This window comes from Geobacillus sp. FJAT-46040 (genome assembly GCF_002335725.1).
GTDB classification, from domain to species: domain Bacteria; phylum Bacillota; class Bacilli; order Bacillales; family Anoxybacillaceae; genus Geobacillus; species Geobacillus thermoleovorans.
In genome coordinates this window covers 75,323-99,855 of sequence record NZ_NISS01000001.1, presented here as the reverse complement: position 1 = coordinate 99,855, position 24,533 = coordinate 75,323, and the positions used below count along the sequence as shown (strand labels likewise).

Below are 24,533 nucleotides of genomic sequence, written 5' to 3'. Positions count from 1 at the left end.
ACACGGGACAGCACCTCCGGATTCCACGTTTTGTCAGGCAGGTTGCCGTCGTGCACATCGCCGTAAAACGGGATGCCGTCCTCGTTGCCGACCAGTCCGAAACCGATCTGTTTTTGCCAACGATGATGGCGGTTATAGCCATGTGTGATCTGCAAAGCCTCTAATGAGGCCGATTCATACGCGCCGTAAACGGTCTTGTCCGTCGTATCGGCGTGGAAGGCTCGGAGGGAAAGGCCTTCTTTGCGATAAATATGAATCAAGCAAGTGCTGATGACGTTGTGAATGCCAGCCTCATACAGGCGATCGAGATGACGGGCCAACGCATCGTCGTTCAACCAGGAAGGATGGAGATCGGGACGGATGAGTTTCTCACAATCGACCTCCTGAGCCCAATGTTCCAAGTGAACAAGGGCTTGCCGGCCGTCAAACAGATTGTAGATGATGGCCTGAACGGCATCGCTGACTCGAGTCTGGCACTGTGGATCAACGGGAACGAGATGGTCAATCAATTGGGGCAGGCCCAGTTTCTTGAATAGGGCACTTATTATATTCAAATAATCATTACGATAGACCTTTTTGACTTGAACGTTCATGAGAGAAAAACTCCTTCACTTTCCTTGTGTGTCAAGGATTCATTCGACATCGGAACGAAAAAATCCTCCCGATTTTCGTTGGGAGGGTGCGAAATGTGAGTCAAGAAAAATCCGCATCATCAGCAGAATTGGACCTATGTGGAAGAAGAAGACGTTTGGATTTGCGCCAATGGGAAAAAGCTGGTTCGCACCGGAACTTCGAAACAGACCACGGAATCAGGATACACCTCGGTCACCCGACACTACCAATGCCATGAATGCGAAGGATGTCCGTTCCGTTCGGCCTGCACGACTTCCAAGTATGGACGAACCACGCAATGGAACCCCGTCTATCATGAACAAAAACAGAAAGCCCGCGAACGGTTGGAGAGTGAAGAAGGGCAAGCCCGATACCGCCAACGCCAAACCGACATTGAGAGTGTATTTGGGCAAATCAAACAAAATCGCGGGTTTCGTCGCTTTGTCCTGCGAGGCCTCCAAAAAGTTTCCATCGAATGGGGGCTGGTTTGTGCTGCCCACAATCTTCTCAAAAAAGCCGCTAGGGACAAGCAATTGTCCTTGGTGGCGTAAATGAGGGGGAGAACAGAGTCGGAATTTTGTTCCGTTTGGTAAAATATACAAAAACCAGAGAGGGCTGACTCCAAAAGTCCGCTTTTTGGCGGACTTTTGGGTCAGCCCCTTCTCACCACTCATCTACTTTTTAATTGTTCCTTTAATCGTTCATTGTCTGTCTGTAATTTTGTAATCTGATCCTGTAATTCCTTGATGGAATGATGATCAGAAGAATGATGATCATGATGTTTATGATGCTTATGTCCTCTCATACAAAATAGCATCATTAAAGGACATAGTAACAATATTAAAAGATTAGCCCAATTCACTCCGTCTCTCTCCTCTTCCGCTTAGTTTACAGCTTTTATGAAAAAACCACTATGTCATCTTTTAATCCTGGACAACTACTTTCCCGCGATACATCCCCATTTGACATTGAAACGAATATTCTCCGCTTTCTTTTGGCAGAAATTCAACCGTCACCTTTTCCCCAACAGGGAGAGCCGCACTTTTATTGAATTCAGGAAATACAACCATTTCCGAACAAGAGTTTTCCTCTTTGCGAATAAATTGAAACCTCACCGGCTTTCCTTTTTTTACTACAACAATGTGTGGAGTATAGCCACCTTTGACGATTATTTCTGCTTCTTGATATCCAGATGGGGTGAAGGTAGCTTTGTATCCGCCCTTTTTAGGCCCCCAGAAAAACCAAGCAACGAAAACAATAAGGAGCAGCCCACTCACATTAACGATCATTTGAGTCATATCCATCAATCATACCTCCTTTGGTTTAAAACGTTTCAGGCGATTGGCGTTTGCCACAACTGTAACAGAGCTAAACGCCATTGCCGCTGCGGCTACAAGCGGAGACAATAATGAACCGGTCAATGGATAGAGCACTCCAAGAGCGATTGGGATGCCTAGTGCATTATAAATGAACGCACCAAATAAATTTTGATATACATTTCTCATCGTTGCCCGACTAATTTGAATCGCCTGCACTACCGATTTTAAACTTCCTTTAACAAGGGTAATATCACTCGCTTCAATCGCTACATCCGTACCGGTTCCAATTGCCATTCCAATATCTGCCTGCGTAAGTGCCGGGGCATCATTGATTCCGTCTCCCACCATCGCTACTTTTTTTCCATCTGCTTGCAGTTTCCGGACAATTTCTGCTTTATTCTGCGGAAGCACATCGGAGATGACATTGGTAATCCCTACTTTTTTCGCGATTGCACGCGCCGTTCGCTCATTATCCCCCGTAACCATGATCACCTCTAATCCGATGTTTTTCATTGCCGTAATTGCCTCTAAAGAATCTTGTTTCACCGTATCCGCTACGGAGATGACTCCTTCCGGTTTTCCATCAACCGCCAAAAACATAGGTGTTTTTCCTTCGTCCGCCAATCTTTCGGCATGTTGTATATAGGCTTCTGTTGCAATGTTGCCTTTCTTCATGAGTTTTAAGTTTCCGAATAGAACATGGTGGCCATCAATCCATCCTTGCACGCCATGCCCCGGTATAGCTTCAAAATTCTCGGTTTTTCCCAGCAATATATTTTTCTCTTTAGCTGCTTCAAGTATTGCACCTGCTAACGGATGTTCCGATCCTTGTTCGAGCGTTGCTGCGAAATAAATTAATTCTTTTTCTTTGAGGGAACCAACGGCGATCACATCGGTTAATGAAGGTTTGCCCATGGTGATCGTCCCCGTCTTATCTAAAACGATGGTCGTTAATTTCTGGGCGATTTGCAGCGCTTCGCCGGAACGGATGAGAATCCCGTTTTCCGCTCCTTTGCCTATCCCGGTTGTTAAAGACATAGGAGTGGCCATTCCTAATGCACAAGGACAGGCAATAATGAGCGTCGTCACTAAAACAATTAGAGCATACATACTTGAAGGTGAAGGACCGAAATTAAACCAAATTAAGTACCCAATGATAGCTAAAATGATTACACTCGGAGTAAAAATCGCAGAAACTTTATCAACAATTCGTTGAACAGGGATACGAGAGCCTTGAGCTTGCTTCACCATGTTGATGATATTAGATAATGCGGTATCATCCGGTGACTTTGTCACCTGAAATGTAAAGCTCCCTGTTTTATTCATCGTGCCGCCAAATACTTCGTCTCCTTGAACTTTCTGTACAGGCAACGATTCGCCGGTCAACATCGATTCATCAACAGTTGAACTTCCGTCAAGAATCATCCCGTCCACCGGTATCTTTTCACCGGGCCGTACAACAACGATATCCCCGATCTGAATTTGCGATATAGGAATTTCTGTTTCGACTCCTTCTTTTAACACCCGAGCCGTCTTAGGTTGTAAGCCAATGAGTCTTTTAATCGCTTCAGATGATTTGCCCTTCGCTTTTTCTTCCATCGCCATTCCTAATACAACTAACGCCGTGACAACCGTTGAAACATCGTAATACACTTCCGCCATCGATGGATCTGGAAATAAGTCCGGCCAAAGCAAGGCGACAACCGAATAAATCCATGCCGCACTGATCCCGATGGCAATCAGTGTATGCATATTGGCTGAACGTTGTTTTAATCCTTCCCATGCCCCAATGAAAAACTGGCTTCCGCTATAAATCATCACAATTAAGGCTACTACTGCCATGAGCAGTCTGCTAAACCAGAGTTGACTGCTTCCCATAGGCAACAAATTTCTTATGATTGGAAAAAAATCTGGATAAGATACCAATATAATAGGAACCGACAATATTCCGGCAAACCACCATTTTTTCATTAGTTTTCGATACAATTGTTCATGTTCATCATTTTCGTGTTTTTCTCTCTCTTCTGTTTGATGTGAGGTATCCGAGTGTATCGAGCTAGAACTGAAAGTGTTGGATTCGTGATGACATGAATGTTTCTCTTGATGGTGAGCGTGATGATGACCATGATCATGATGATGGTGGTCATGGTGATGATTTTTGTTATGGGTGCTAGAAATATGTTTATTCCCCTCCATAAATTCCCCTCCGTGAAAAAAATTGTACATTTTTTCTTTCTTTTATGATCATGTTAAAAATAAAATATGTAGATTCTATGGAGAAATTCAGAAAATTAGGTGACACCTGAATCCTGATGAACGCATTTAACTGTAAAAAAGATGATTGTTTTCATCACGGTTTTGATTTGTCGACGCCGCACACGGCTTCATAGTGGACTGTCGTTTCGCTTCATGCTTCTTGTTGACCAGTAACCAATGAAACGTAACTGATTTTTATCCAACCGAGTGAAACATTTAGATACTTATCCAACATTTCTTGAAATTTTGTCTAAAACACCTATGTCAGTCCCAAATTTGCACATCGCATCACAATCACATCGGAGTTCAGAAAATAAAATGTAAGAAATTTTACAGGCATTTGAATGTCGAATGGACGGCCTTAAAAGTTGTGCTTTAATTTCTTTCTCGCGTTTATCCGGAGCAACTAAATAAAACTTAGTTTGATTTTCACTCATAGTTAAAGCCAAGTCATAGAGTCTTAAAATCCCAGAATAGATAGATGTACTTTTTTCAACCTCAAATGCACCAACAATTCTTTCTTTTTTGTCCAACCAAATGACATCAATGAGAGCAATGGTTTCCTTTATTGACTGAGAGATATTGGGCAAATTTAAGCGTTTTAAGGAAAATTCCCCTAACTTTTGATTATTCCACTCTCTCTTATGATCATTTTGAGCAATCCATACATCATAACCAAGCGCTTTCCCTAATCTTGCTAAATGATATTGCATTTCCGAGTGGTCATTTTCCTCGATAGCATCATTTATCACTTCAGAATGACGTTTCATTTTTGCTTTTGTTTGCTTTTCCATATTTTCTAATGTGATTTCATCATCTTTGGCGAGGAGACCCCGACTTCTAAGCGAGAGCGAAAGTCGGGGAGGAATTGCACCTTACGCAAGTTCCGCCACCCCCTTTCCATAAGCATATCCGTCAAATCGCTGAATGACTTGGACATATCTATAATTTATTCCTTGTGCGATACGCTTTCCGTCCTTGCCTTTAATATCGAAACTTCCAGTCTTTCTACATGCGACTTCGCCAAACCAAACGCCTTGATATTTCCCTCTTGGGACAACAGCCTTAACCATGTCCCCTGTTTGAAAACCAAAGAAGAATTTTTGTCTTGCAAGATAACCTCTTGGGAAGCCATATCTATCTAGGTTTGTACGAGAGCGACTACCACGCCCTTTTGCCTTGATAAATAACACTTCTTTTGTTTTGAAATATAAGTGATTTGTTGTGCTTTCGCCTACACAACAAGCGTCAAAATAATGTGTTTTCGGCAAGTCTAAACGAATACGATTCATTTTTGTTCGTGCACCTGTTCCACACTCGACATCTAATCCTGTCTGCTTTAACACTTCATACGCTTTCCATCTTGTCGAGTTGATAGCACTTGTATCCTTTAATGTTTCTTTGACTTGCTTTTGAATGTGCGGATACCCGAATTCTTCTGCTGTCTTACTTCCTTTGCGCTGATTACAGTCATGACAGGCAAGACATAGGTTATCCACTCGGTCTGTTCCACCTCTCGATTTTGGAATGATATGCTCCACTTCAAGTGGAACATTTTCTTTTCCGCAATAACAACACTTCCGCCCAAACTTTTCAAGCAAATACTCCCGTACTTCATATCCTTGTAGCGTGCCTTGTTGATACTCTACACCATTGATTTCAGGATTTCGCATGAGTTGCGTGTCGAATTTGGCATTTTCGTATGATATATACCCAATGGGGCATAACTTCTTTAGGCGGTTAACCCATGTTTGGATATTTTGCACACGACTCTCTAGTGATGACGGCAACCACCCCTCCTTTCGCTTGCGGTTCAGAAAGCGTGGTTTTCTGTATCTTGTTTTTCGATTTCGTCTTGCTCGACGAAAAGCACGCCTTTTATCTATTCTTTCCTTGATGTCTGTGCGATGGTCAAGTTGCCCTAACCATACCACTTCTTGTCCTCGCAAAATCGCTAATCCTGTATGCCTGCTTCCATAGTCGATTTTTAGCCGATATGTTGCTTTAATTTCTGATTCGTCTACTGATTTTTTCAAGATGATGGTAAATGGAAATCGCCTGTAAATCGCCGCCTTCCCTTGTTTCAACAGCTTTCTTGCAACTGCTTCGTGACAAGGAGCAAGCGGACGTTTGTTTGTGTCTAACACAAAAACCATAGGGTTCTCCCCTTTCCTCTGCATAAAGCAGGTCATATTCTCCTCGACCATGTTATAGATGCTTGTTATGTGCAAGACACTAGCGCTACCCACCACGCTTGTTTAACCTTGCACGACAGAGAAACGGGCTGGAGAAGCACCCGAACGTGTCATGACATCTATAACGTAGGCTCTGTTTCAAGCCTTGGTCTGGTCAACATGGGGCTTACAAGCCCATGACTTTAGTCATTGGGTTGTTGACCTCGATACTCTTGAATCATTCTTTCGAAATTCGCTCCCACAACAGTTCCTCCTTCTTATTCCATAAAAAATTTAAAATATTTTTATTTTATAGGATAAATTTGCAGAATTTATGGATTTCAATAAATTGTAACGGTTAGGAATAATTTTATTTTTATTGTGAAATTCGTCACAGCGACTAAATATTTTTGCTAATATCATGTCTTCAGACACAATAAAACAAAAGGAGGAAATACTTGATGCGTAAAACGATCATTGCGTTGTTAACCTTATTGACGATGTTTATGTTTGTTTTAGGAGGTTGCGGAGCGAATTCTCAAAAAAACAACACTACTTTAGGTGAAAACAAACAGGCCGCAGCCACCAAAAAAGAGCAAAGAAAAGAAACGAAAAAATATTACTTCGTTGCTAATGAAGGCGGAAGTATTTCAAAAATTGATGTAGAAACGAATCAAGTGGTCGCAACAATCAAAGTAGACGGTGCGGTTCATAACGTCCAAGTTTCTCCTGACGGAAAAATTCTCGGCGCTACTTTAGTTCCGGAAATGCAACATGGAAATGATCAATCAATGGATATGAAAGGAATGGCGTTGTTTTATAATACAGAAACAGACGAATTAATAAAGAAAGTGGAAGTGGGGAATCACCCTGCTCATATCGTTTTCACCGAAAATGGAAAGTACGCTCTCGTTACCAATAATGAAGACAATAACGTTTCAGTCATTGATATGGCGAGCTACTCAGTCATCCAAACAATTCCAACTGGAAAAGGTCCGCATGGTTTCCGGATCTCTAAAGATAGCCGTTATGCGTATATTGCCAACATGGGAGAAGATAGCGTCAGTATCCTCAATTTAGAAACGATGAAAGAAGAAAAGAAAATAAAAGTAGGATCTACTCCTGTAACAACCGGTATTACTTCGGACGGTAAAACATTAGCCGTAACGTTAAATGCAGAGAATGCCCTCGCCATTGTTGACTTAGCAAGCGGTAAAGTGGAAAAAGTTCCGGTCGGTCGGGGACCAGCCCAAGTGTACATGGATCCTGACGATACATTTGCTTATGTAGCCAATCAAGGGACGAAAGATGCACCGTCTCATTCCGTAAGCAAAATAAACATAAAAACGAAACAAGTAGTTGCCACAATTGAAACAGGCAAAGGAGCGCACGGAGTTGTCACGAATCAAAAATATGTTTTCGTCACCAATATGTTTGACAACACGGTGAGTGTCATTGATAAAGAGCAAAGCAAAGTAATCAAAACGATTCAAGTAGGTGAAATTCCGAACGGGATCAGCGTCATGCCGTAAATATAAATAAACAGCAGGTTGAGTTTTTAAACCTGCTGTTTTTCTTTTCTATATAGGTTGTAATAAAGAATTTCCGATCTCCATGTCCCGTCTTTATCACCTGACAAGCTGGCACGGTGACAAGAAGAGCGAACAATACCATGGAAAACAAAATGGCAACTTATATAGAAAGGCTATTGGTGGTTTTCCGTTCTGATTAGAAACATTTTTGGTGACTTGAATAAAAAAAGTCCTCTTTTGGTATGATTCGGGGGTGTCAATCCGATAAATTGCCCCCTAAAACTGCAGAATGTAGAAGTGCCTAAACAAGAGGAATATGAATGGGGAACCCCTCGAAAGAAACACTGTCGAATGGCCTCTAGCTCTATCTTTTATAAAACCCTCGGCAAATCCCATGGAAGAACCAAAGACTGAGCAGTCTTTATCAACGATACGAATCTGTACATCAGACTTAATGAAACCGCCGTATACCAAACGGTACATACGGCGATGTGAGAGAACGAGGGCCAGTCCCCATACCCGTCAAGTTAGCGGTATAAAATTTTTTAGGATGATACGCATGTTCGAAAAATCAATCAAAGGATGAAGAGAAAACCAAATGCTGGGCATGAACGCAACCGGGTAATATAATAAGCACCTCGAGCATCGATCTCCGCCAGCGTGGCGAGTGAAAAAAACCCCAGATCCCGAATGCAAAGGTCATTCGGTAAAATCGTGTGCTGGGTATGATAAGCAAAACGGGCATCGGAATCATTGGCCTGTTGGACGCACAGCTGAAGACAGGTTCCCGATAACAGCTCATACTCAAATTGGATTTTGGCGCCAGATGAAACCGAACCTTGATAGTCCTCACCATAGTCGGCTGGAAGTAAAAAACTGGTAGAGTCTAAGATCCGCAGACGGGTGAAACAAGCGCGATACGTCTCAGTGATGGAAGAGAGTGCCGGACGTTGATGCATCAGGAGAGTAAAAAAGACCTCTTTTAAAAACGCCACGGCACGAGGCGTAAACCGCTGATTCAGTCCTTCATTCGAGAGAGAGCAATCATGCCAGAGCGCCAAATCGGCACACAACCGCTGAAGCGACTGACAGGCGAGCGATCCGTCTCCCCAAGCACATAGCGTCAGAAAGGCTTCCGCTGTTAATGAACGCTGCCGCTGAATGAATCCGACTTTCCGTGCCAGACGGGTCAGTTCTTCAGAGGAGAAGAGTTGACGAATCGTTGTTATCCATGCCTTCATCTTTTTTGCCATCAAAAAACAATCCTTTCCAACGATGATTTTCGTTAGAAAGGATACCATGTTTTTGGCGCTGAAAAAAGATCAAATTCTTAACTTGATGGCTATGGTTGTACACCCACTTATAGCCGTCATGGACGTTTTCGCTTTTCTTGAGCCAATAATGCAGCTGCTGAACAACGATGCTTTCGTTCAACCCGATCGCCAAAGCGAGTTGCGGCAAAATGACCAACGGTTGATCATCGAAAAGCAAGTTGGACATGTCATCCTCTCCCCCTCAGACGAGATGTTTCCTCATCGTTCCACTTTTTTGATAAACTTTATCGTGAACGAACGCAAACCGCCTAACAGCGCGATAACGGCCATATTGGCTTGATTTTTCGCTGAAAAACGGAAAAAACCGGCATAACATGTGCGATCGTGTGCTGAAACCCATCCATTGCGGACATCCGGTTTTTGTTCAAGAGGAAGAAATGTTTTTCGAGTGGAGGGATCGTTTTTGAAACGAATGGTCATATTCTTGTTTTGTTTCCTGTTGATGTTCCCGATTTCCGCTTTTGCCCACCCTGGCGAGCTTGATGAGTTGGGCGGGCACTTCCGCGGCAGCGACTGCGTGTATTTGCTCCATGAGCCGACTGCGCTGGCGAAGCAGGCGAAAACGAAACAAGAGCTTGTCCAGCTTATTCAAACATACAACGGCAATGAACGATGCAAGCGGCATCTCACCCCAGAGCGAATCGACCTGGACGGCCATACACTGGGGAAGAAAGAAGATCGTTCTACGTTGCGCCTTGGCCGCACCTACCCGGCTGAATTGGTCGAGTGCATCGACGGCGATACGGCGAAATTCCGCGTCAACGGCCATGTATACACGACGAGGTTTTTGTTCATTGATACGCCGGAGAGCACGATCCAAGTCGAACCGTATGGGAAAGAAGCAAGCCGATTTACATGTTCCCGCTTGCATCAAGGGAACATTTTGCTTGAGACCGACGGAGACGCGCTGTTTGACAAATACCAGCGGCTGCTCGCCTGGGTGTGGGTCGGCAAGCGCCTGCTGCAAGAAGACCTCGCCAAAGCCGGACTTGTCGAAGACTTTTATGACTATGGCGATTACAAATACGAAGCGCGCGTCCGCAAGGCGTACGAGGAGGCGAAACGAACCGGAGCGGGCATGTACGGCAAGCACGCCTCTGGAGAGAGGGAGGGGGCAGGGACGGAAACGCGGCCGCAGACCGAGGAAAAGACGGCCAAGACCGTTCACCCGCCGGCTTTGGAGAACAAAACGCCGCTCGAACGATCCGGCCGTCCGGTTCTTTATACGCTGCTTGGCCTAGCGGCGGCCGCCGCGCTCTATTGGCTCATCCGCCGGTTGACATGATCAACGGCCGGTGATGGAACGAATATCAGGCTTTGCAACAATGTTTTTCAAATTGAAAAAACCTTGCAGCGCCGCAGTTTCATCCCTTGAGCTTTCTCACGAACGGATCGAGCGAATCCGTTGGGTTTCGCCGGCCTTCTGGGGAAAAGAAAAAGCCTGTCCCCAGCGGGCAGGCCTTTTCTTCAACGTTTTCACCTCGTTTTCTTTCTCCCTCATTGCCTCGGCAGCAGCTCTTCAATGCCGTCCGGGCCGCTTTCCATCCGCGCCGGCGACTCGCCGAGCCGCCGAAATCCGTATTTCTCAAGGCGCATGATTTGTTCGTCGGTCAAATCGGTGTACGCGATGACAGACGGCGTGCCGGACGATTTATAAATCAAATTGCCGGTCACCGGGCATTGAAACGCGTCAGCGACAAATCCTTCCCCATCTTGGATCGTAAACAGCCGAATCGGCATGACGTTCATATCCTTCCCTCTTTCCGTTCATCCTCATTACTTATGACTTCCCCGCCTCCCCCCATTCTATACAAGCCGTTTGCCGACAATAACCAAATCGCGTTCCACACCGTCCAATTCCGCCACGCGCGGAAAATATCCCCATCGTTCAAATCCGAAGCGGGAGAAAAGCCGCAAACTTGGTTCATTATGCGCAAAAATAAAGCCGAGCAGCGTCTTGATCCCAAGTTCGGGCGCCCGTTCGACCGCCCGCTCGAGCAGCTTCGTCCCAAGCCCCCGGCCGCGGTGCGTTTCGGCGATATAAATGCTTACCTCCGCCGTATGGCGGTACGCCGGGCGGCCGTAAAACGACTGAAAGCTGAGCCAGGCGCAAACCGCGCCGTCGTCCTCGACGACCCAAAGCGGACGATTGTGCGGGTCATGGGCCTCAAACCACGCCCGTCGGCTTTCGACCGACACCGGCTCCAAGTCCGCGGTCACCATCCGGCTTGGGATCGTTTCATTATAAATGCGGACGATGTGCGGCAAATCCGCCGCGGCCGCATCGCGGATCAAACATGATTCCATCTTTCCATCTCCCCTTTTGCAAACAGTCATTTTATTTCCATCAGTGAAAAAAGCGAGAGTATAATGATACATATGTACAAACAAAGAAAGGGGAAAGAGATGAAACGCCAGCTTGTCGTCTATCTTGTGTCGCTCGCCGCGTTTCTCGGCCCGTTTACGCAAACGATTTACACTCCTATTTTACCAGAAGTGCGGGAGGCGTTTGCGACTTCTTCGTTTTTGATCAACTTGACGATTTCCATTTTCACTTTCTTCCTGGCGATGATGCAAATCGTCTATGGCCCGCTCACCGACCGGAAAGGACGGAGGACGGTGCTGCTTGGCGGCATCGTACTTGACCGTGCTGTCCATTTTCTTTTTCTTGATCGCGGCCCAACGATCGCTTTCGCTGCTTGTTTTGGCCATCGCCTTGTTCGGCTTGTTTTTAGGCCTTTCGCTCCCAGTGCAGACGACCGTACTGACGAACGTTTTTCAAGCGAACCGCTCGACAGCGATCGGCGTGTACAACTTTTTCCGCTATATGGGCATGGCGTTCGGACCAATGATCGGCAGCGCGCTGTTTGCCGCTGGAGGGTATCATCTCGTCTACGGAATCGATGATATTCTCTTTTTCGCCTGCGCCTTGCTGTTGACGGTGCGCGTTGCCCGGACGCGCCGCCAATCCGCTGTCTGACAAAACGAAGCCGCTTGCCCGACATGTCGTTCGGCAAGCGGCGGATTTCCCCGTCTTTCGCTCCATCAACGTTTCATCCGATGTCTACGTCCTTGCACCGACTCCCTCTGATTGTCGTCTGAAAAGCCGTCTTGTTCACGAAACAGACGGCGAACAACAACCGTTTTCTTGCGGGCCGCCCGGACGCTTCATGCCGGAAAACGCCTTTACTCGAACCAAGCAACGCAAGAAGGCTCCCGCACTGTCAGCCGGCCTCCCCTTTTCACTCCCGCTCTTCCGTCAATTCCGAAACCGGCACATCCCGGCGCTCATGAAGCCGGCCATCGCGCAAATGGACGGTCGCCGTCTGTTTTTCTTCATCATACCCGTCAATCCATACCGACACGCCGTTGTAATATACCGGGATATCGGCAGGGGAAGAAACGATTTGTTTGACACGGTTCATATCCATGACCACTGTCCCCTTTCTGTGATGTTCCGTTTCCTAGTATGGGAAAAAACAGGAATGTTTATGCAAAAACGGCTCACACTAAAAAAGACAAAAGCAAAAGAGGGGTGGACGATGAGAACAAGGAACGTGCTGTTATCGTATTGGCGCTGGCCGCCCGTGCTTCGTCTGTTTGTCTCGGCAAGCGCGTTGATCGTGCTGTTTGGCGCGCTCATGCGCCTCATTGAACCGGAGACGTTCCGCACCGTGTTTGACGGCATTTGGTGGGCGATTGTGACCGCGGCCACGATCGGCTACGGCGACATCGTGCCCAAAACAGTCGCTGGAAAGATGGCGGCCATCGTGCTCATCGCACTGGGCACCGGCATTCTCACCGCCTATTTCGCTTCCGTCTCCGCGGCGGCCGCCGCCCAAGAAACGGCGCGCACAAGCGGGCGCCTTGAGTATCGGGACCAGGATCACGCCATCGTGGTCGGCTGGAACGAACGGGCGCGGGAAGTGCTGCTTCGCCTCGCCCGGCGCGAGCCGTCGCTCCGTTTTGTGCTGATCGACGCAACCGTGCCGTCCCACCCACTCCCTGATGTTCCCGTTCATTTCATTAAAGGGGCAGCCGGCGATGATGCGGTGTTGGAGAAGGCGAACATTCAAAAAGCGCGGTTTTTGCTCATTACTGCGAATCCGCACAAAGCCGAGGCAGAAGCGGACAAAGACGCGATCGTGACGCTGCTGGCAGCCAAAAGCCTCAACCCGTCGGTGTACGCCATCGTCGAAATCTTAACGGCGCGCAACGTCGCAAACGCCTTCCGCGCCGGCGCCGACGAGGTGATTGAGACGAACTTGCTGGCGAGTTTCGCCATGGCCGCCAGCCTCCGCTCCCCGGGCGTCGCCGGCGCGCTTACGGCGATGCTCAGCCGCTCGGGCACGCAGACGCTCTCCTTGCTTGAGCCGGATGCCGAATGCATCGGACAGACGTTTCATGACGTGCAGCAACGGCTGCTTGGGCGCCACATCACCGCGCTTGCCGTCGTCTGCGCCGACAACCGGACCGTTTCCGTTTCGCCGCAGCGCCTCATTGAAGAAGGAGACCGCCTGTTCGCGCTTGCCCCTTAATCGAGCAGGCGGCGCTCCAGTTCTTGGACAAGCGCCTTTCCGACGGAAATGTATCGCTCGGGTACGGTCGCATCCGGGTCTTGCGGTTCGGCAAACTGGTTGAACGCCGCCCCCACATTGCCCACATCGGCGAAATCATCAATTCCTTGTTGATATTTATGCGCAAGCAAAAACGGCCGCCCAAGCTCCACCGTCGTGCCATGCGAATCAAGCTGCCCGTCGACTGCCCGAAACGGCACGCGCAAAAACTGGTAACCTAAGTCGTCGGCGATTTTGTAGTCAAAATACCCGTGATCGTAATCCCAGCCGCCGCCGATCACATAACCGAGTGGTTTTAATTGCTCTTCCAAATGGTACAGCTGAAATTGCTTCCCTTCCAAACGCGACGGAAGTTCAATCATAGACACCCCCTCCTTCTTTTTTATCGTTTCCCGTTCGGCGGGGATTATTTGCCCGCGGCGACTTCAGACGCCTGGTGAAAAACGGCAGGGGGCGATATAGCCGCGCCCGGGCGCTAAGCAGCCAAACGGCTGGTTCACAACGGGGTCAGGCCAAAAAAACGCCTCTTCCCTCGCAAAAGGGAAGAGGCGCTTTTTCCGCCGTTTGGGACGCGTCGCAGCATGGCGGACAGCGGTGAACCGCGTTGTCATTTCAGCCGTTTTTCCAGCTCTTCTTTCAGCTGCTCATACCCCGGCTTGCCCAAGAGGGCGAACATGTTCTTTTTGTATGCTTCCACTCCCGGTTGGTCAAATGGATTCACCCCGAGCAAGTAGCCGCTCATAGCGCACGCTTTCTCAAAGAAGTAGACGAGATAGCCAAACGTGTACTCATCCAGTTTCGGCAAGGTGATGACCAAGTTCGGCACGCCGCCGTCCGTATGGGCGAGCAGCGTCCCTTCGAACGCTTTCGTGTTGACGAAATCGACCGTTTTTCCCGCCAAATAGTTGAGTCCGTCAAGGTCGTTGTCTTCCGCTTCGATGACCAATTCATGGCGCGGTTCTTCTAGCTTCAGCACCGTTTCAAACAAATCGCGGCGCCCTTCTTGAATGTATTGGCCGAGCGAATGCAAGTCGGTCGAGAAATCAGCGGAAGCCGGGTAAATGCCTTTTTGATCCTTCCCTTCGCTTTCGCCGAACAGCTGCTTCCACCATTCGGCGAAATAGTGCAGCGCTGGTTCGTAGTTGACGAGCAGCTCGATCGTTTTCCCTTTGTTGTACAAAATGTTGCGGATGGCGGCGTATTGGTAAGCGGCGTTTTCCTCAAGCTCCGAGGAGCTGAAATCGTCACGCGCTTTGGCCGCTCCTTCCATCATGGCGTTAATGTCCGCGCCGCTTGCGGCAATCGGCAGCAACCCGACCGCCGTCAGCACCGAGTAGCGGCCGCCGATGTCATCCGGAATGACAAACGTCTCGTACCCTTCCTCATTGGCGAGCGTCCGAAGCGCGCCGCGCTTGCTGTCCGTCGTCGCGTAAATGCGGCGGCGCGCTTCCTCTTTGCCGTATTTCTCCTCAAGCAGCTTGCGGAAAATGCGGAAGGCGATCGCCGGCTCGGTCGTCGTCCCCGATTTGGAAATGACGTTGATCGAGAAGTCTTTCCCTTCCAAGAAATCGATGACATCTTTCATATACGTCGAGCTGATGTTGTTGCCGACAAAAATGATTTGCGGCGTTTTCCGCTTTTCTTTTGGCAAGGCGTTGTAAAACGAATGGTGCAGCATCTCGATCGCCGCCCGCGCGCCAAGGTACGAGCCGCCGATGCCGATGACGACAAGAACATCAGAGTCCGATTGGATTTTTTTCGCCGCCTCCTTGATGCGTGCGAATTCTTCTTTGTCATAGTCGACCGGCCAGTCAAGCCAGCCTAAAAAGTCGCTTCCAACACCGGTTTTTTCATGAAGCGAATGATGCGCGACTTTCACGGCATCACGCAAGTATGTAAGCTCATGTTCGCCAAAAAAGGCGAGCGCTTTGGAATAGTCAAAGCGAATGTGGGTCATCGATTTCCGCCTCCCCTTCAAGAATCATTGTCTTCTTTCACTTTAGCGGAATAAACAAGGGAAATCAAGCAGCCCACCTTTTTTGGAAACGGATTCATTTTTCGCCATGTTCGCCGCGCCGATTTCCTTGCGTGACACCTGGAGGGATGGTGATGCAACGAAAAAGACAGCTTATCCCAACCATTTTTCAATTAGAGAAACCTTGTGAAGTTCGTCTTCTTTCCTGATGAAACGTCGCCGATTTGGGAACAAAACTCGTTTTTCACCAGCCTTCTAGGGGCTCAGGCTGCTCGCCTCAAGAAACGTAATCAACGTTGTGCTTTTTCCTCATTCGAGAACCATGGATTCGGGCGAGGCGGCTGTTTTTCGCGCCCTCCTCCCTTTCCGCCGTCCTGCGGGATTGGGAGCGCACCCAGGCAAACCAAGAAAATAGGAAAAGCGCCAGCTCAGGCAGATTCCGTCGCCGAGCCGGCGCCATCATCGATTGATTCGCGAAACCGCCGCATCGCCTCATTACAGGGAAGCGCGCAAAATGGCGAGCACATCATCGCGGTTCAATGTTTTGAAACGGCCGAACTCGCCAAACGCCATCGCTTTATCGGCCATCAGCTCCAAGTTTTCCTCGCCGATGCCATAGTCCGCAAGCCGCGACGGCGCCCCGAGGCTCGACCAGAACTCGCGCAGCCGCTCGATGCCTTCAAGCGCCACATCCCGCTCCGATTTGCCCGCCGGATCGACATCAAAGACGCGCACCGCGAGCTGGGCGAAACGGCTGACATTTTCATCGAGCACATGCTTCATCCAGTTCGGGAACAAAATCGCCAATCCCCCGGCGTGCGGGATGTCATACACGGCGGAAACGGCATGCTCAATATTGTGCGTCGCCCAGTCGCCGCGGACGCCCATTTGCAAGAAGCCGTTTAAGGCGATTGTGCCCGAGTACATGATCGTCTCGCGCAGCTCGTAGTTTTCCAAATCGTTGATCAGTTTGGGCGCCGTTTCGATCACGGTTTTCAACACCGCTTCACACATCCGGTCTTGCAATGGCGTGTTCGGCGTATGGTGGAAATATTGCTCAAACACATGCGACATCATATCGACAATGCCGTAAACCGTATGGTCTTTCGGAACGGTCATCGTATACGTCGGATCCAAAATCGAAAATTGCGGGAACGTAAACGGGCTGCCCCAGCCGTATTTTTCTTTCGTCTCCCAGTTTGTGATCACCGAACCAGAATTCATCTCCGACCCGGTCGCCGCCAGCGTCAAGACGACGCCAAACGGCAGGGCGCCGGTGACGGGCGCTTTTTTCGTGATAAACTCCCACGGATCGCCATCGAATTTCGCCCCGGCGGCGATCGCTTTCGTGCAGTCGATGACGCTGCCGCCGCCAACCGCCAGCAAAAATTCGACGCCTTCCCGCTTGCAAATGTCCACCCCTTTTCTTACGGTCGAGACGCGCGGGTTCGGTTCGACGCCTGGCAGTTCGATGACCTCGGCGCCAATATTCCCCAATATCTTCATGACTTCCTCATACAATCCGTTTCGTTTGATGCTGCCGCCGCCATACACGAGCAGCACTTTCTTGCCGTAGCGCGGCACTTCTTCTTTGAGCCGTTCGAGCTGCCCTTTTCCGAAAATCAGTTTCGTCGGGTTGCGGAAAATAAACTCTTGCATATGGATGCCCTCCTTTTCCTGAATCTATTATGGCAGCGCCTGCCACCGGTTGTAAAAGCTAACTGCTTTGGCGGCAAACGATGCATATTTTTCACGACTGCGATTCATCCTATAAGTTGAAAAGAAATTTTCCAAAGGAGGCAAACAAGATGGGAGCATTGCAGCGCATTGCGCTATTGTTGACCATTATCGGCGCCATTAACTGGGGACTGATCGGCTTTTTCCAATTTGACTTAGTCGCCGCCATTTTCGGCGGCCAAGACTCCGTTTGGTCGCGCATCATCTACAGCTTGGTCGGCATCGCCGGCTTGATCAACTTGGCGCTTTTATTTAAACCGGCCGAAGAACTTGGGCGCACCGAGCCAAAGACATCGCGCACATAATGAAACACAAAGGGACACGCACCGCTTGGCGGTGGGTGTCTTCTTTTTGCGCCTCTCCCGGCCCAAAAGCGTCATGGACTCTCGCCGCTTGGCGGCAGGGTTCTTATGGTTTCGGTCCATCTTCTTTCTTGGACTGCTCAATCCATTCGCGCAGTTTTTCCTTCAACGGGCGAAACCCCGACTTGAGCGGCATTTTCATGCGCATATGGCGTTTTTCCTTTTCCTCGGCGGGTTCAAGCGCCTTTAGGGACAGGCTCGCCCTCCTCGCCTTTCGATCGACGTCCAACACCTTGACCGTCACTTCATCCCCGACATGGACGTAATCGCGCACATCTTTCACAAATTGATGGGAAATTTCAGAAATATGGATCAGCCCTTGCATGCCGTCCTCAAGCTGGACGAACGCGCCATACGGCTGAATGCCCGTCACCTTCCCTTTCACGATCGCTCCTCGTTTGATCGTTGACAAGCGAAACACTCCTATTGATGAATTTCGTCTATGTTTCTGTATTATAACATAGACCGACAGCAAACCCCAAAAAAAGATGTCCCGCCGACGGCGGAACATCCCCAGTTACAGGCGCGCCAAAAACCGTTTCATTCGCTTAATGGCTTCTTGCAGCTGTTCGAGCGATGAAGCGTATGAACAGCGGATATAGCCTTCCCCGCTTTGGCCGAAGACGTTGCCGGGGACGACCGCTACTTTTTCTTCGATGAGCAGCCGCTCAGCAAACTGCTCCGACGTCAAACCGGTCGGCTTGATGGATGGGAAGGCGTAAAACGCGCCGCCCGGCAAATGGCACGGCAGCCCGATTTCATTGAGCGAGGCGACGAAATAGTTGCGCCGCCGCCGGTAGCTGTTGCGCATCTCGGCGACATCGCGCTCTCCGCTGCGAAGCGCCTCAAGCGCCCCATATTGCGCCATCGTCGGCGCGCACATCATGGCATACTGATGGATTTTCAACATCGCCTGCAAAATCTCGTCAGGCGCTGCCGCAAACCCGAGCCGCCAACCGGTCATCGCAAACCCTTTGGAAAAACCGGAAATCAAAATCGTCCGCTCGCGCATGCCGCTAACAGCGGCCATGCTCGTGTACTCTCCTTCATACGTCAGCTCGGCGTAAATTTCATCGGCAATGACGAGCAAGTCATGCGCCTCAGCCAGACGGGCGATCGCTTCAAGCTCCGTGCGGCTCTGCACCGTTCCGGTCGGGTTGTTCGGCGAGCAGATGATGACCGCCTTCGTCCGCTCGGTGATCGCCCGTTCAAGGTGCACCGGATTGAGCTGAAACTTGTCTTCGCCAGACGTGCAAACGGCCACCGGTTTCCCGCCCGCGAGCACGACAAGCGGCTCGTAGGCGACAAAACTCGGTTCGACGATGATCACTTCATCGCCCGGGTTGATGATCGCCCTAAGCGCCAAGTCGATGGCCTGGCTCGCCCCGACCGTCACTAAAATTTCTGTCTCCGGACAGTAGTCGACATGAAACTTGCGGCGCAAATAAGCGGCGATTTCTTGGCGGAGCTCCAAGAGCCCGGCGTTGGCCGTATACGACGTATAGCCTTGCTCGAGCGACAAAATGCTCGCTTCGCGAATGCTCCAGGACGTGACAAAATCCGGCTCGCCGACGCCGAGCGAAATGACGCCGTCCATGCTGGAAGCAAGGTCGAAAAAGCGGCGGATGCCGGATGGCTTCAAGCCCGCAACCGTCTTGGACACGTACGTTTTTCTCGTTTGCGGCTTCATGGCGACACCACGATGCGGCGATCTTGATCTCCTTGGTCAAAGACGATGCCATCGTGTTTGTATTTTTTCAAAATGAAATGGGTCGTCGTTGAAATGACAGAATCGAGCGTCGACAGCTTCTCGGAAACAAATTGGGCGATTTCCGCCATCGAACGCCCTTCGATCACGACCGATAAGTCGTAGGCGCCGGACATTAAGTACACCGATTTCACTTCCGGGAATCGGTAAATGCGTTCCGCCACCTCGTCAAAGCCGACGCCGCGCTTCGGGGTCACCTTGACGTCGATCATCGCCGTCACCCCTTCGCGTCCGTCCGCCTTCCGCCAGTCAATGAGCGCCGTATATTGCACGATCACTTTCGCCTCTTCCAGCTTTCGAACCAATGCTTCCGTTTCCTCGACCGGCAAATCGATCATCTTCGCCAGCACATCGATCGGCGTTCGCGCGTCTTTTTCCAATATTTCGATAATTTCAAGCTCTTTATCGCTCAGTTTCACAGAACATCCCTCCACTTGAACGGTTTCGCTAAGCCGGCAGCCCGTCTGATCAACGTCATGCCGGGAACGAACAAGACGCCGTTCGTTTCAGTTCGAGCAGCCGGCTGGCAAGTTGTAGGCAATCGCGAAAAGGAATTGCCGCGTCAAACGCGAATTCATATATGGACAGAATGCGAGCAGCGAGCGCGCGGGCATCATCCGTATCATATACGGCCTGAAGCACGTCGATCGCCTCCACCTCGTACGCGTCGTTTCCGTAACCGAACGGATCCCAGGCGCGAATGGTGTCAAGAAGCAGCCGGTTCAACGGTTGTCCGTTCATGCGCCGCCATCCACCTTCTTTCTTGATGTATGATATAACCAATTATAAGCCATCGATCAAAAAAAAAGAAGGGAGAACATGCGATGTTTTCGTTTGACCAAGTCATCGACCGCCGAGGGACGCAGTCGGTGAAATGGGATGATACGAAGCGGGTGTTTGGGTATGAAGATGTATGGCCGATGTGGGTGGCCGATATGGATTTTCCGGCTCCTAAAGCGGTGCAAGACGCGCTGCAAGCGCGAATCGAACACGGGATTTTTGGTTACACCGTCATTCCTGATTCGTTGAACGAGGCGGTGTGCGAATGGCTTCAGCGCCGCCACGGGTGGAGCATCGACCCGGGTTGGCTCACGTTTGCCCACGGTGTCGTGCCGGCGGTCGCCGCTGCCATTGAGGCGTTTTCCGAGCCGGGAGAGCGCATCGTTGTCTTTTCCCCGGTTTACCGGCCGCTGTTTGATCTCGTCCGCCGCCACGGCCGCGCGCTTGTGTTTAGCCCCCTTCGCTTGACGGAAGACAATTATGTCATCGACTGGGATGACTTGGAGCGGAACCTGTCCGGAGCAAAGCTGCTCATTCTTTGCCACCCGCATAACCCGGGCGGCAAATCGTGGAGAACAGAAGAACTCGAACGGCTCGGGGAGCTGTGTCTGAAGCACGGCGTCTTCGTCCTTTCCGACGAAATTCACGCCGATTTGACGTTCCCGCCGCATCGGCATGTGCCGTTCGCTTCGCTCCATCCGGAGTTGGCAAGACAAAGCGCCACGTTCCGGGCGCCGACGAAAACGTTCAACCTCGCCGGTTTGCAGGCAGCGGAAGTCATCCTTCCCGACGAATCGCGGCGCCGGGCGTTCCGCCGCGTCCAGCAGCGGCACGGCTTTTTTACGCTGAATGCGTTCGCCATCGTCGGAGCGGAGGCGGCTTACCGCCATGGCGGGCCGTGGCTTGACGCCTTGCTTGCGTATTTGCAGCAAAACATCGACGCCACTGTCTCCTATTTGGCGGCCGAGCTTCCAGCCCTCCGCCCCATCCGCCCGGAAGCGACGTATCTCGTCTGGATCGATGCCCGCGGCCTCGGTCTTTCTGAAGCCGAACTCAAAAAACAGCTTCTGGAAAAAGGGAAAATCGCTGTTGAGTTCGGCAGCAAATTCGGCCAGGAAGGCGTCGGCTTCATCCGTTTGAATATCGCCTGCCCGCGCCCGACGCTTGAGGAAGGGCTGCGGCGGCTGGCGACGGCGCTGCGCTAAATCACGTCCATCCAGCATAGGACGCGGTGGTCATTTTTTCGGTCCACCCCATCAAAAAAGGTGTCCCGTTGCTGATTTGGGACACCTTTTGCCATTCAAGCCGGGAAGCTCCCGCTTCGAAACATGAATGCAAACGGGAGCGTTTACGATGATTTAATTTCCCCACAGGCGATACGTCCGCCCGCATCCCCCGCCGGTTGGGTCATGCCGTCGTCCTTCTTCGCATGAATGACGATCGACGTTCCGTCTTTTGTCAGCAGTGACCCTTTTTCCCCTTCCCGTAACGTCACGTTTGGCGCCGTCAGTTCAACGTTGACCGTGCCGTCGTCTTTGACAATAATGTTCGGCAAATCACCGGCATGCGCGCCTTCCGGGTGGAGAAGCCCGTGCTTTTTCCCATCGGGATTGTAATGCCCGCCGGCCGATTGAAAATCGGGCGGTTCGCAGCTCCCTTTTTCATGAATATGAATGGCACGCTCTCCCGGCGGAAGCCCTTCCAAATCGAGCTTCAACCGCACTCCTTCGGCTAGCTCCGTCAATTCCACCGTACCGATCCGATCGCCGTCCGCATTGATCATCTCCACCGTCCGGCTCGTTCCTTCATCTTGCCCGCAGCCGGACAACACGAGCAGCACGGCGGACATGATCGCATATGATCCACGCAACACAAACTCCCCCCAGCTTCACATCCGTTATCCGCCATTATTGCCGGGGAAGCGCCGGTTTATACATGCGGCGGCTGTTTTTGTCTGTCCTGTTTGCCGAGCAGCTGTTCTTCCAGCTGCTTCGCCTCCTTCTCCTGACGCCGGGAAATGACGACGATGAGCCGCATGGTAAACACCGCCATCAAGAAAAAGACGGCAAAGGAAATCGCCGCCGGAATGTATTCACGCTTGTCTTCCGGAAAGTACAAAAACAAGTTCAACACCCATGGCCACATCGCAAACAACCTTTCTGCCGTAAAATCATCTATCATTATAGCATAAAAAAGCCGCTGCCAACGCAGCCGGCTATAACGCAAACTTTTTCCTCAGCTGGGTGAAATCGATCCGCTCCCCGATCGTCGTGGGCTTCGTCTTCGCCAAATATTTTTTATCGTTTTCAACGAGCCGGAAAATCGTATACGCGGTAAATGCGTCATCGAGCGCGCAATGGGCTTTTCCAATCCCTTCGTTCCCGTACTCTTGTACGGCCTTGCGCAATCCGGTTTGGTTTTTGTTTCCAAAAAAACGTTTATACTCCATCGCCAAATCGCGGTGTTCGCCGGTGAACGGAAACTCCACCCGCGCCGATTGGCAGTTTTCCCGGAGCACTTTCATATCCATGCTCCCCCACGTCATCACTGTCGTCGGGCGTTCGCGGTCATATTGCCGAAGCAAGGAAACCAGCTCATAAAAACTCATTCCGCGGTCGATTTGTTCTTGGGTGATGTTGAGAAACGACTTGCACCGTTCCGTGAGCTGCGGAAAGCGGAGCGGCTTCACATAGGAAGAAAATTGGCCGATGATCTGATCGTCAACAACCGCGACAAGGCCGACTTCAATAATTTCCGGGCAAAACCCGTTCGGGTTTGTTTTCGTCTCCGGCATCGTAAATTCAAAATCGAGAAACAAATATTGCGGGCTGTCCATCGTCGCTTCCCCCCTTTCTGACGCACAGCCACAGTCCGTCTTACTATTATTATATCACGGGAAAGCGATTGTTTATTTCTTTTTTCAGAAAATGGCGAAAAAGGGGCGGATGCCGTGAAAACGGAGTGGCCTGGAGAAACCGAAAGGACATCCCGCTATTTCTTCTCTACTTTGCGCTTTTCGTTCTATTCTCTCTCCGTTCGGCCAAATCGTCGCGAACCGTCCCTTCCCACGGTCGAACGCCGGAGTAGTATGCCGCACGGCTAATCAAATGAGCCGACACCGGGGATGTTAAAAACAGAAAGACAATAGCCAACAACAAACGGGAATTGAAATGATCGTGCTTCAACCAAAAGTAAAATAACGTCCCCATTAAGATGAAAATCATCCCTAGCGTCGTGCTTTTGCTAATGGCATGGCTTCTCGTATAGACGTCGGGAAGACGGAGGACGCCGATGGCCGAAATCAATGTTAACAGCGCACCAGCCATGACGAACAACACGATCAACCCATCAATGATTTCCGTCACGTTCAATCACAACCCCTTTTTGCAAAAACTTGGCAAACGCCGCCGTGCCAAGAAACGCCAAAATTCCAATCAGCAAAATAATTTCTAAAAACACGCTCGTCTCCAACAAGATCGACAGCACCGCCACAATGCCTGCCAGACAAATCCCGATCGCGTCAAGCGCAATGACCCGATCCGCGACGGTCGGTCCTTTGACGACCCGATAAACGAAACAGCCAATGGCGAGCGACAAAAGAGCGAGGGCGATATAGAACATCACGGTCATCGGCTCACCTCCAAAATCGTTTTTTCAAACGATGTCTTGATTTGCCGGACCACTCCATCCACATCCGGAGCATCAATCGTATGAATATAAATCTCTTTCTTGTCATCAGAGACGTCGATCACAAACGTCCCGGGCGTCAACGTAATCAAGTTGGATAACAGCGTAATTTCCCAGTCTTTTTTCACTTCGAGCGGAAGGGCGAAGATGCAAGGCTTCATGTTCAGCGACGGGGAAAGAACAATCTTCAAAACAGCCCAGTTGGCCAACAACAATTCTTTGATGAAAATGAGCGTCAGCTTTCCAATCACAAACAACGGGACGACATAAAACGTTGTCGAAAAATATCTTCGCAGCACAAAAAGGATGCCTAAACCAAGGAGATATCCAATGACAAACGATGATCCGCTAAACGAATTAGCAAGAAACATCCAAACGAATGCCAATATCACGTTGAGCAGCAATTGTTGCGCCATTTGC

The 24,533-nt window shown here is 50.0% G+C and carries 30 protein-coding genes and 2 pseudogenes; 8 read left to right on the top strand and 24 right to left on the bottom strand.

Annotation, left to right across the window (positions count from 1 at the left end; all coding sequences use genetic code 11):
• A partial coding sequence (locus tag CD000_RS00580; RefSeq protein ID WP_143425267.1) for an IS1634 family transposase occupies nt 1-593 on the bottom strand: 593 nt, incomplete at its 3' end.
• A gap of 138 nt (nt 594-731) precedes the next feature.
• Here CD000_RS00580 and CD000_RS00575 point away from each other — a divergent pair.
• Nucleotides 732-1,163 (top strand): transposase, encoded by a 432-nt coding sequence (locus CD000_RS00575; RefSeq protein ID WP_096224654.1) that lies wholly within the window; start codon nt 732-734, stop codon nt 1,161-1,163.
• 119 nt (nt 1,164-1,282) lie between these two features.
• Here CD000_RS00575 and CD000_RS00570 read toward each other — a convergent pair whose 3' ends face one another.
• From CD000_RS00570 to iscB, 5 genes are all read right to left on the bottom strand, one after another.
• On the bottom strand, nt 1,283-1,474 hold the full coding sequence (locus tag CD000_RS00570) for a DUF2933 domain-containing protein (protein WP_035021201.1): 192 nt from the start codon (nt 1,472-1,474) through the stop codon (nt 1,283-1,285).
• A gap of 61 nt (nt 1,475-1,535) precedes the next feature.
• Nucleotides 1,536-1,916, bottom strand: coding sequence for a cupredoxin domain-containing protein (locus tag CD000_RS00565; protein ID WP_233130377.1), 381 nt, complete (start codon nt 1,914-1,916; stop codon nt 1,536-1,538).
• Nucleotides 1,917-1,919: 3 nt separating this feature from the next.
• Complete coding sequence (locus tag CD000_RS00560) at nt 1,920-4,127, bottom strand: copper-translocating P-type ATPase (protein ID WP_233130376.1); 2,208 nt, start codon at nt 4,125-4,127, stop codon at nt 1,920-1,922.
• 284 nt (nt 4,128-4,411) lie between these two features.
• Nucleotides 4,412-4,981: a hypothetical protein gene (locus tag CD000_RS00555; protein WP_096224653.1), complete on the bottom strand. Its 570-nt coding sequence runs from the start codon at nt 4,979-4,981 to the stop codon at nt 4,412-4,414.
• Between the two features lie 81 nt (nt 4,982-5,062).
• Nucleotides 5,063-6,343 carry an RNA-guided endonuclease IscB gene (gene iscB, locus CD000_RS00550; RefSeq protein ID WP_096226206.1) on the bottom strand — a complete coding sequence of 427 codons (1,281 nt, stop codon included), beginning with the start codon at nt 6,341-6,343 and terminating at the stop codon, nt 5,063-5,065.
• A 479-nt stretch (nt 6,344-6,822) separates the two neighbouring features.
• Between iscB and CD000_RS00545 the strand changes: the two genes are divergently transcribed.
• Nucleotides 6,823-7,893, top strand: a complete 1,071-nt coding sequence (locus CD000_RS00545) for a YncE family protein (RefSeq protein ID WP_096224652.1) — start codon at nt 6,823-6,825, stop codon at nt 7,891-7,893.
• Between the two features lie 575 nt (nt 7,894-8,468).
• On the opposite strand, the gene CD000_RS00540 is transcribed toward CD000_RS00545, so the two are convergent.
• Entirely contained in the window at nt 8,469-9,146 is a 678-nt protein-coding gene (locus tag CD000_RS00540; RefSeq protein ID WP_233130375.1) for an IS4 family transposase, read from the bottom strand.
• A 94-nt stretch (nt 9,147-9,240) separates the two neighbouring features.
• Nucleotides 9,241-9,393, bottom strand: a pseudogene (locus CD000_RS19510) (DNA replication protein DnaD); the annotation flags it as partial.
• A gap of 237 nt (nt 9,394-9,630) precedes the next feature.
• Between CD000_RS19510 and CD000_RS00530 the strand changes: the two are divergent.
• Nucleotides 9,631-10,512 (top strand): thermonuclease family protein, encoded by an 882-nt coding sequence (locus tag CD000_RS00530; RefSeq protein ID WP_096224651.1) that lies wholly within the window; start codon nt 9,631-9,633, stop codon nt 10,510-10,512.
• A 212-nt stretch (nt 10,513-10,724) separates the two neighbouring features.
• On the opposite strand, the gene CD000_RS00525 is transcribed toward CD000_RS00530, so the two are convergent.
• Entirely contained in the window at nt 10,725-10,976 is a 252-nt protein-coding gene (locus CD000_RS00525; RefSeq protein WP_013144370.1) for a hypothetical protein, read from the bottom strand.
• A gap of 57 nt (nt 10,977-11,033) precedes the next feature.
• The gene (locus CD000_RS00520) at nt 11,034-11,534 is read right to left on the bottom strand and encodes a GNAT family N-acetyltransferase (RefSeq protein WP_015375705.1); all 501 of its coding nucleotides are present in this window, start codon (nt 11,532-11,534) and stop codon (nt 11,034-11,036) included.
• A gap of 63 nt (nt 11,535-11,597) precedes the next feature.
• Here CD000_RS00520 and CD000_RS18955 point away from each other — a divergent pair.
• Both CD000_RS18955 and CD000_RS18950 read left to right on the top strand, forming a co-directional pair.
• A pseudogene (locus CD000_RS18955) lies at nt 11,598-11,810 on the top strand (hypothetical protein); the annotation flags it as partial.
• Nucleotides 11,811-11,853: 43 nt separating this feature from the next.
• Nucleotides 11,854-12,207: an MFS transporter gene (locus CD000_RS18950; RefSeq protein WP_011232392.1), complete on the top strand. Its 354-nt coding sequence runs from the start codon at nt 11,854-11,856 to the stop codon at nt 12,205-12,207.
• Nucleotides 12,208-12,469: 262 nt separating this feature from the next.
• Here the strand turns inward: CD000_RS18950 and CD000_RS00510 are convergent, their stop codons facing one another.
• Entirely contained in the window at nt 12,470-12,658 is a 189-nt protein-coding gene (locus CD000_RS00510) for an H-type small acid-soluble spore protein (RefSeq protein ID WP_013144368.1), read from the bottom strand.
• A gap of 111 nt (nt 12,659-12,769) precedes the next feature.
• On the opposite strand from CD000_RS00510, the gene CD000_RS00505 reads away from it, so the two are divergent.
• Nucleotides 12,770-13,765 (top strand): potassium channel family protein, encoded by a 996-nt coding sequence (locus CD000_RS00505; RefSeq protein WP_096224650.1) that lies wholly within the window; start codon nt 12,770-12,772, stop codon nt 13,763-13,765.
• Here CD000_RS00505 and CD000_RS00500 read toward each other — a convergent pair.
• From CD000_RS00500 to CD000_RS00490, 3 genes are all read right to left on the bottom strand, one after another.
• Nucleotides 13,762-14,166, bottom strand: a complete 405-nt coding sequence (locus CD000_RS00500; RefSeq protein WP_033010726.1) for a YugN-like family protein — start codon at nt 14,164-14,166, stop codon at nt 13,762-13,764. The two genes, CD000_RS00505 and CD000_RS00500, sit on opposite strands and share 4 nt — an antisense overlap.
• Before the next feature lie 245 nt (nt 14,167-14,411).
• Entirely contained in the window at nt 14,412-15,761 is a 1,350-nt protein-coding gene (locus CD000_RS00495; RefSeq protein WP_096224649.1) for a glucose-6-phosphate isomerase, read from the bottom strand.
• Between the two features lie 513 nt (nt 15,762-16,274).
• Nucleotides 16,275-17,438, bottom strand: coding sequence for an iron-containing alcohol dehydrogenase (locus tag CD000_RS00490; RefSeq protein ID WP_011232396.1), 1,164 nt, complete (start codon nt 17,436-17,438; stop codon nt 16,275-16,277).
• Nucleotides 17,439-17,587: 149 nt separating this feature from the next.
• Here CD000_RS00490 and CD000_RS00485 point away from each other — a divergent pair, with 149 nt between their 5' ends.
• A complete protein-coding gene (locus CD000_RS00485; RefSeq protein ID WP_011232397.1) occupies nt 17,588-17,821 on the top strand; it encodes a DUF378 domain-containing protein in 234 nt (77 codons plus the stop codon).
• 103 nt (nt 17,822-17,924) lie between these two features.
• On the opposite strand, the gene yugI is transcribed toward CD000_RS00485, so the two are convergent.
• From yugI to CD000_RS00465, 4 genes are all read right to left on the bottom strand, one after another.
• On the bottom strand, nt 17,925-18,290 hold the full coding sequence (yugI, locus tag CD000_RS00480) for a S1 domain-containing post-transcriptional regulator GSP13 (protein ID WP_011232398.1): 366 nt from the start codon (nt 18,288-18,290) through the stop codon (nt 17,925-17,927).
• 105 nt (nt 18,291-18,395) lie between these two features.
• Nucleotides 18,396-19,568 (bottom strand): aminotransferase, encoded by a 1,173-nt coding sequence (locus tag CD000_RS00475; RefSeq protein ID WP_015375710.1) that lies wholly within the window; start codon nt 19,566-19,568, stop codon nt 18,396-18,398.
• The gene (locus CD000_RS00470; RefSeq protein ID WP_096224648.1) at nt 19,565-20,065 is read right to left on the bottom strand and encodes an Lrp/AsnC family transcriptional regulator; all 501 of its coding nucleotides are present in this window, start codon (nt 20,063-20,065) and stop codon (nt 19,565-19,567) included. Before CD000_RS00470 ends, CD000_RS00475 begins: the two co-directional genes overlap by 4 nt.
• A 55-nt stretch (nt 20,066-20,120) precedes the next feature.
• Nucleotides 20,121-20,387, bottom strand: a complete 267-nt coding sequence (locus CD000_RS00465; RefSeq protein ID WP_063164886.1) for a DUF1871 family protein — start codon at nt 20,385-20,387, stop codon at nt 20,121-20,123.
• A gap of 83 nt (nt 20,388-20,470) precedes the next feature.
• Here CD000_RS00465 and CD000_RS00460 point away from each other — a divergent pair, with 83 nt between their 5' ends.
• The gene (locus CD000_RS00460; protein WP_096224647.1) at nt 20,471-21,631 is read left to right on the top strand and encodes a MalY/PatB family protein; all 1,161 of its coding nucleotides are present in this window, start codon (nt 20,471-20,473) and stop codon (nt 21,629-21,631) included.
• Nucleotides 21,632-21,774: 143 nt separating this feature from the next.
• Here CD000_RS00460 and CD000_RS00455 read toward each other — a convergent pair whose 3' ends face one another.
• The 6 genes from CD000_RS00455 to CD000_RS00430 all read right to left on the bottom strand — a co-directional run bounded on the left by CD000_RS00455 (nt 21,775) and on the right by CD000_RS00430 (nt 24,529).
• Nucleotides 21,775-22,275, bottom strand: a complete 501-nt coding sequence (locus CD000_RS00455) for a superoxide dismutase family protein (protein ID WP_369806589.1) — start codon at nt 22,273-22,275, stop codon at nt 21,775-21,777.
• A gap of 80 nt (nt 22,276-22,355) precedes the next feature.
• Nucleotides 22,356-22,571 carry a hypothetical protein gene (locus CD000_RS00450; RefSeq protein ID WP_033010715.1) on the bottom strand — a complete coding sequence of 72 codons (216 nt, stop codon included), beginning with the start codon at nt 22,569-22,571 and terminating at the stop codon, nt 22,356-22,358.
• Between the two features lie 70 nt (nt 22,572-22,641).
• Nucleotides 22,642-23,262 carry a 3'-5' exonuclease KapD gene (gene kapD, locus CD000_RS00445; RefSeq protein WP_096224645.1) on the bottom strand — a complete coding sequence of 207 codons (621 nt, stop codon included), beginning with the start codon at nt 23,260-23,262 and terminating at the stop codon, nt 22,642-22,644.
• 166 nt (nt 23,263-23,428) lie between these two features.
• Nucleotides 23,429-23,752, bottom strand: coding sequence for a monovalent cation/H(+) antiporter subunit G (gene mnhG / locus CD000_RS00440; RefSeq protein ID WP_050368719.1), 324 nt, complete (start codon nt 23,750-23,752; stop codon nt 23,429-23,431).
• Nucleotides 23,753-23,774: 22 nt separating this feature from the next.
• Nucleotides 23,775-24,056, bottom strand: coding sequence for a Na(+)/H(+) antiporter subunit F1 (locus CD000_RS00435; protein ID WP_063164881.1), 282 nt, complete (start codon nt 24,054-24,056; stop codon nt 23,775-23,777).
• The gene (locus CD000_RS00430) at nt 24,053-24,529 is read right to left on the bottom strand and encodes a Na+/H+ antiporter subunit E (protein WP_096224644.1); all 477 of its coding nucleotides are present in this window, start codon (nt 24,527-24,529) and stop codon (nt 24,053-24,055) included. Before CD000_RS00430 ends, CD000_RS00435 begins: the two co-directional genes overlap by 4 nt.
• Nucleotides 24,530-24,533 lie beyond the last annotated feature (4 nt).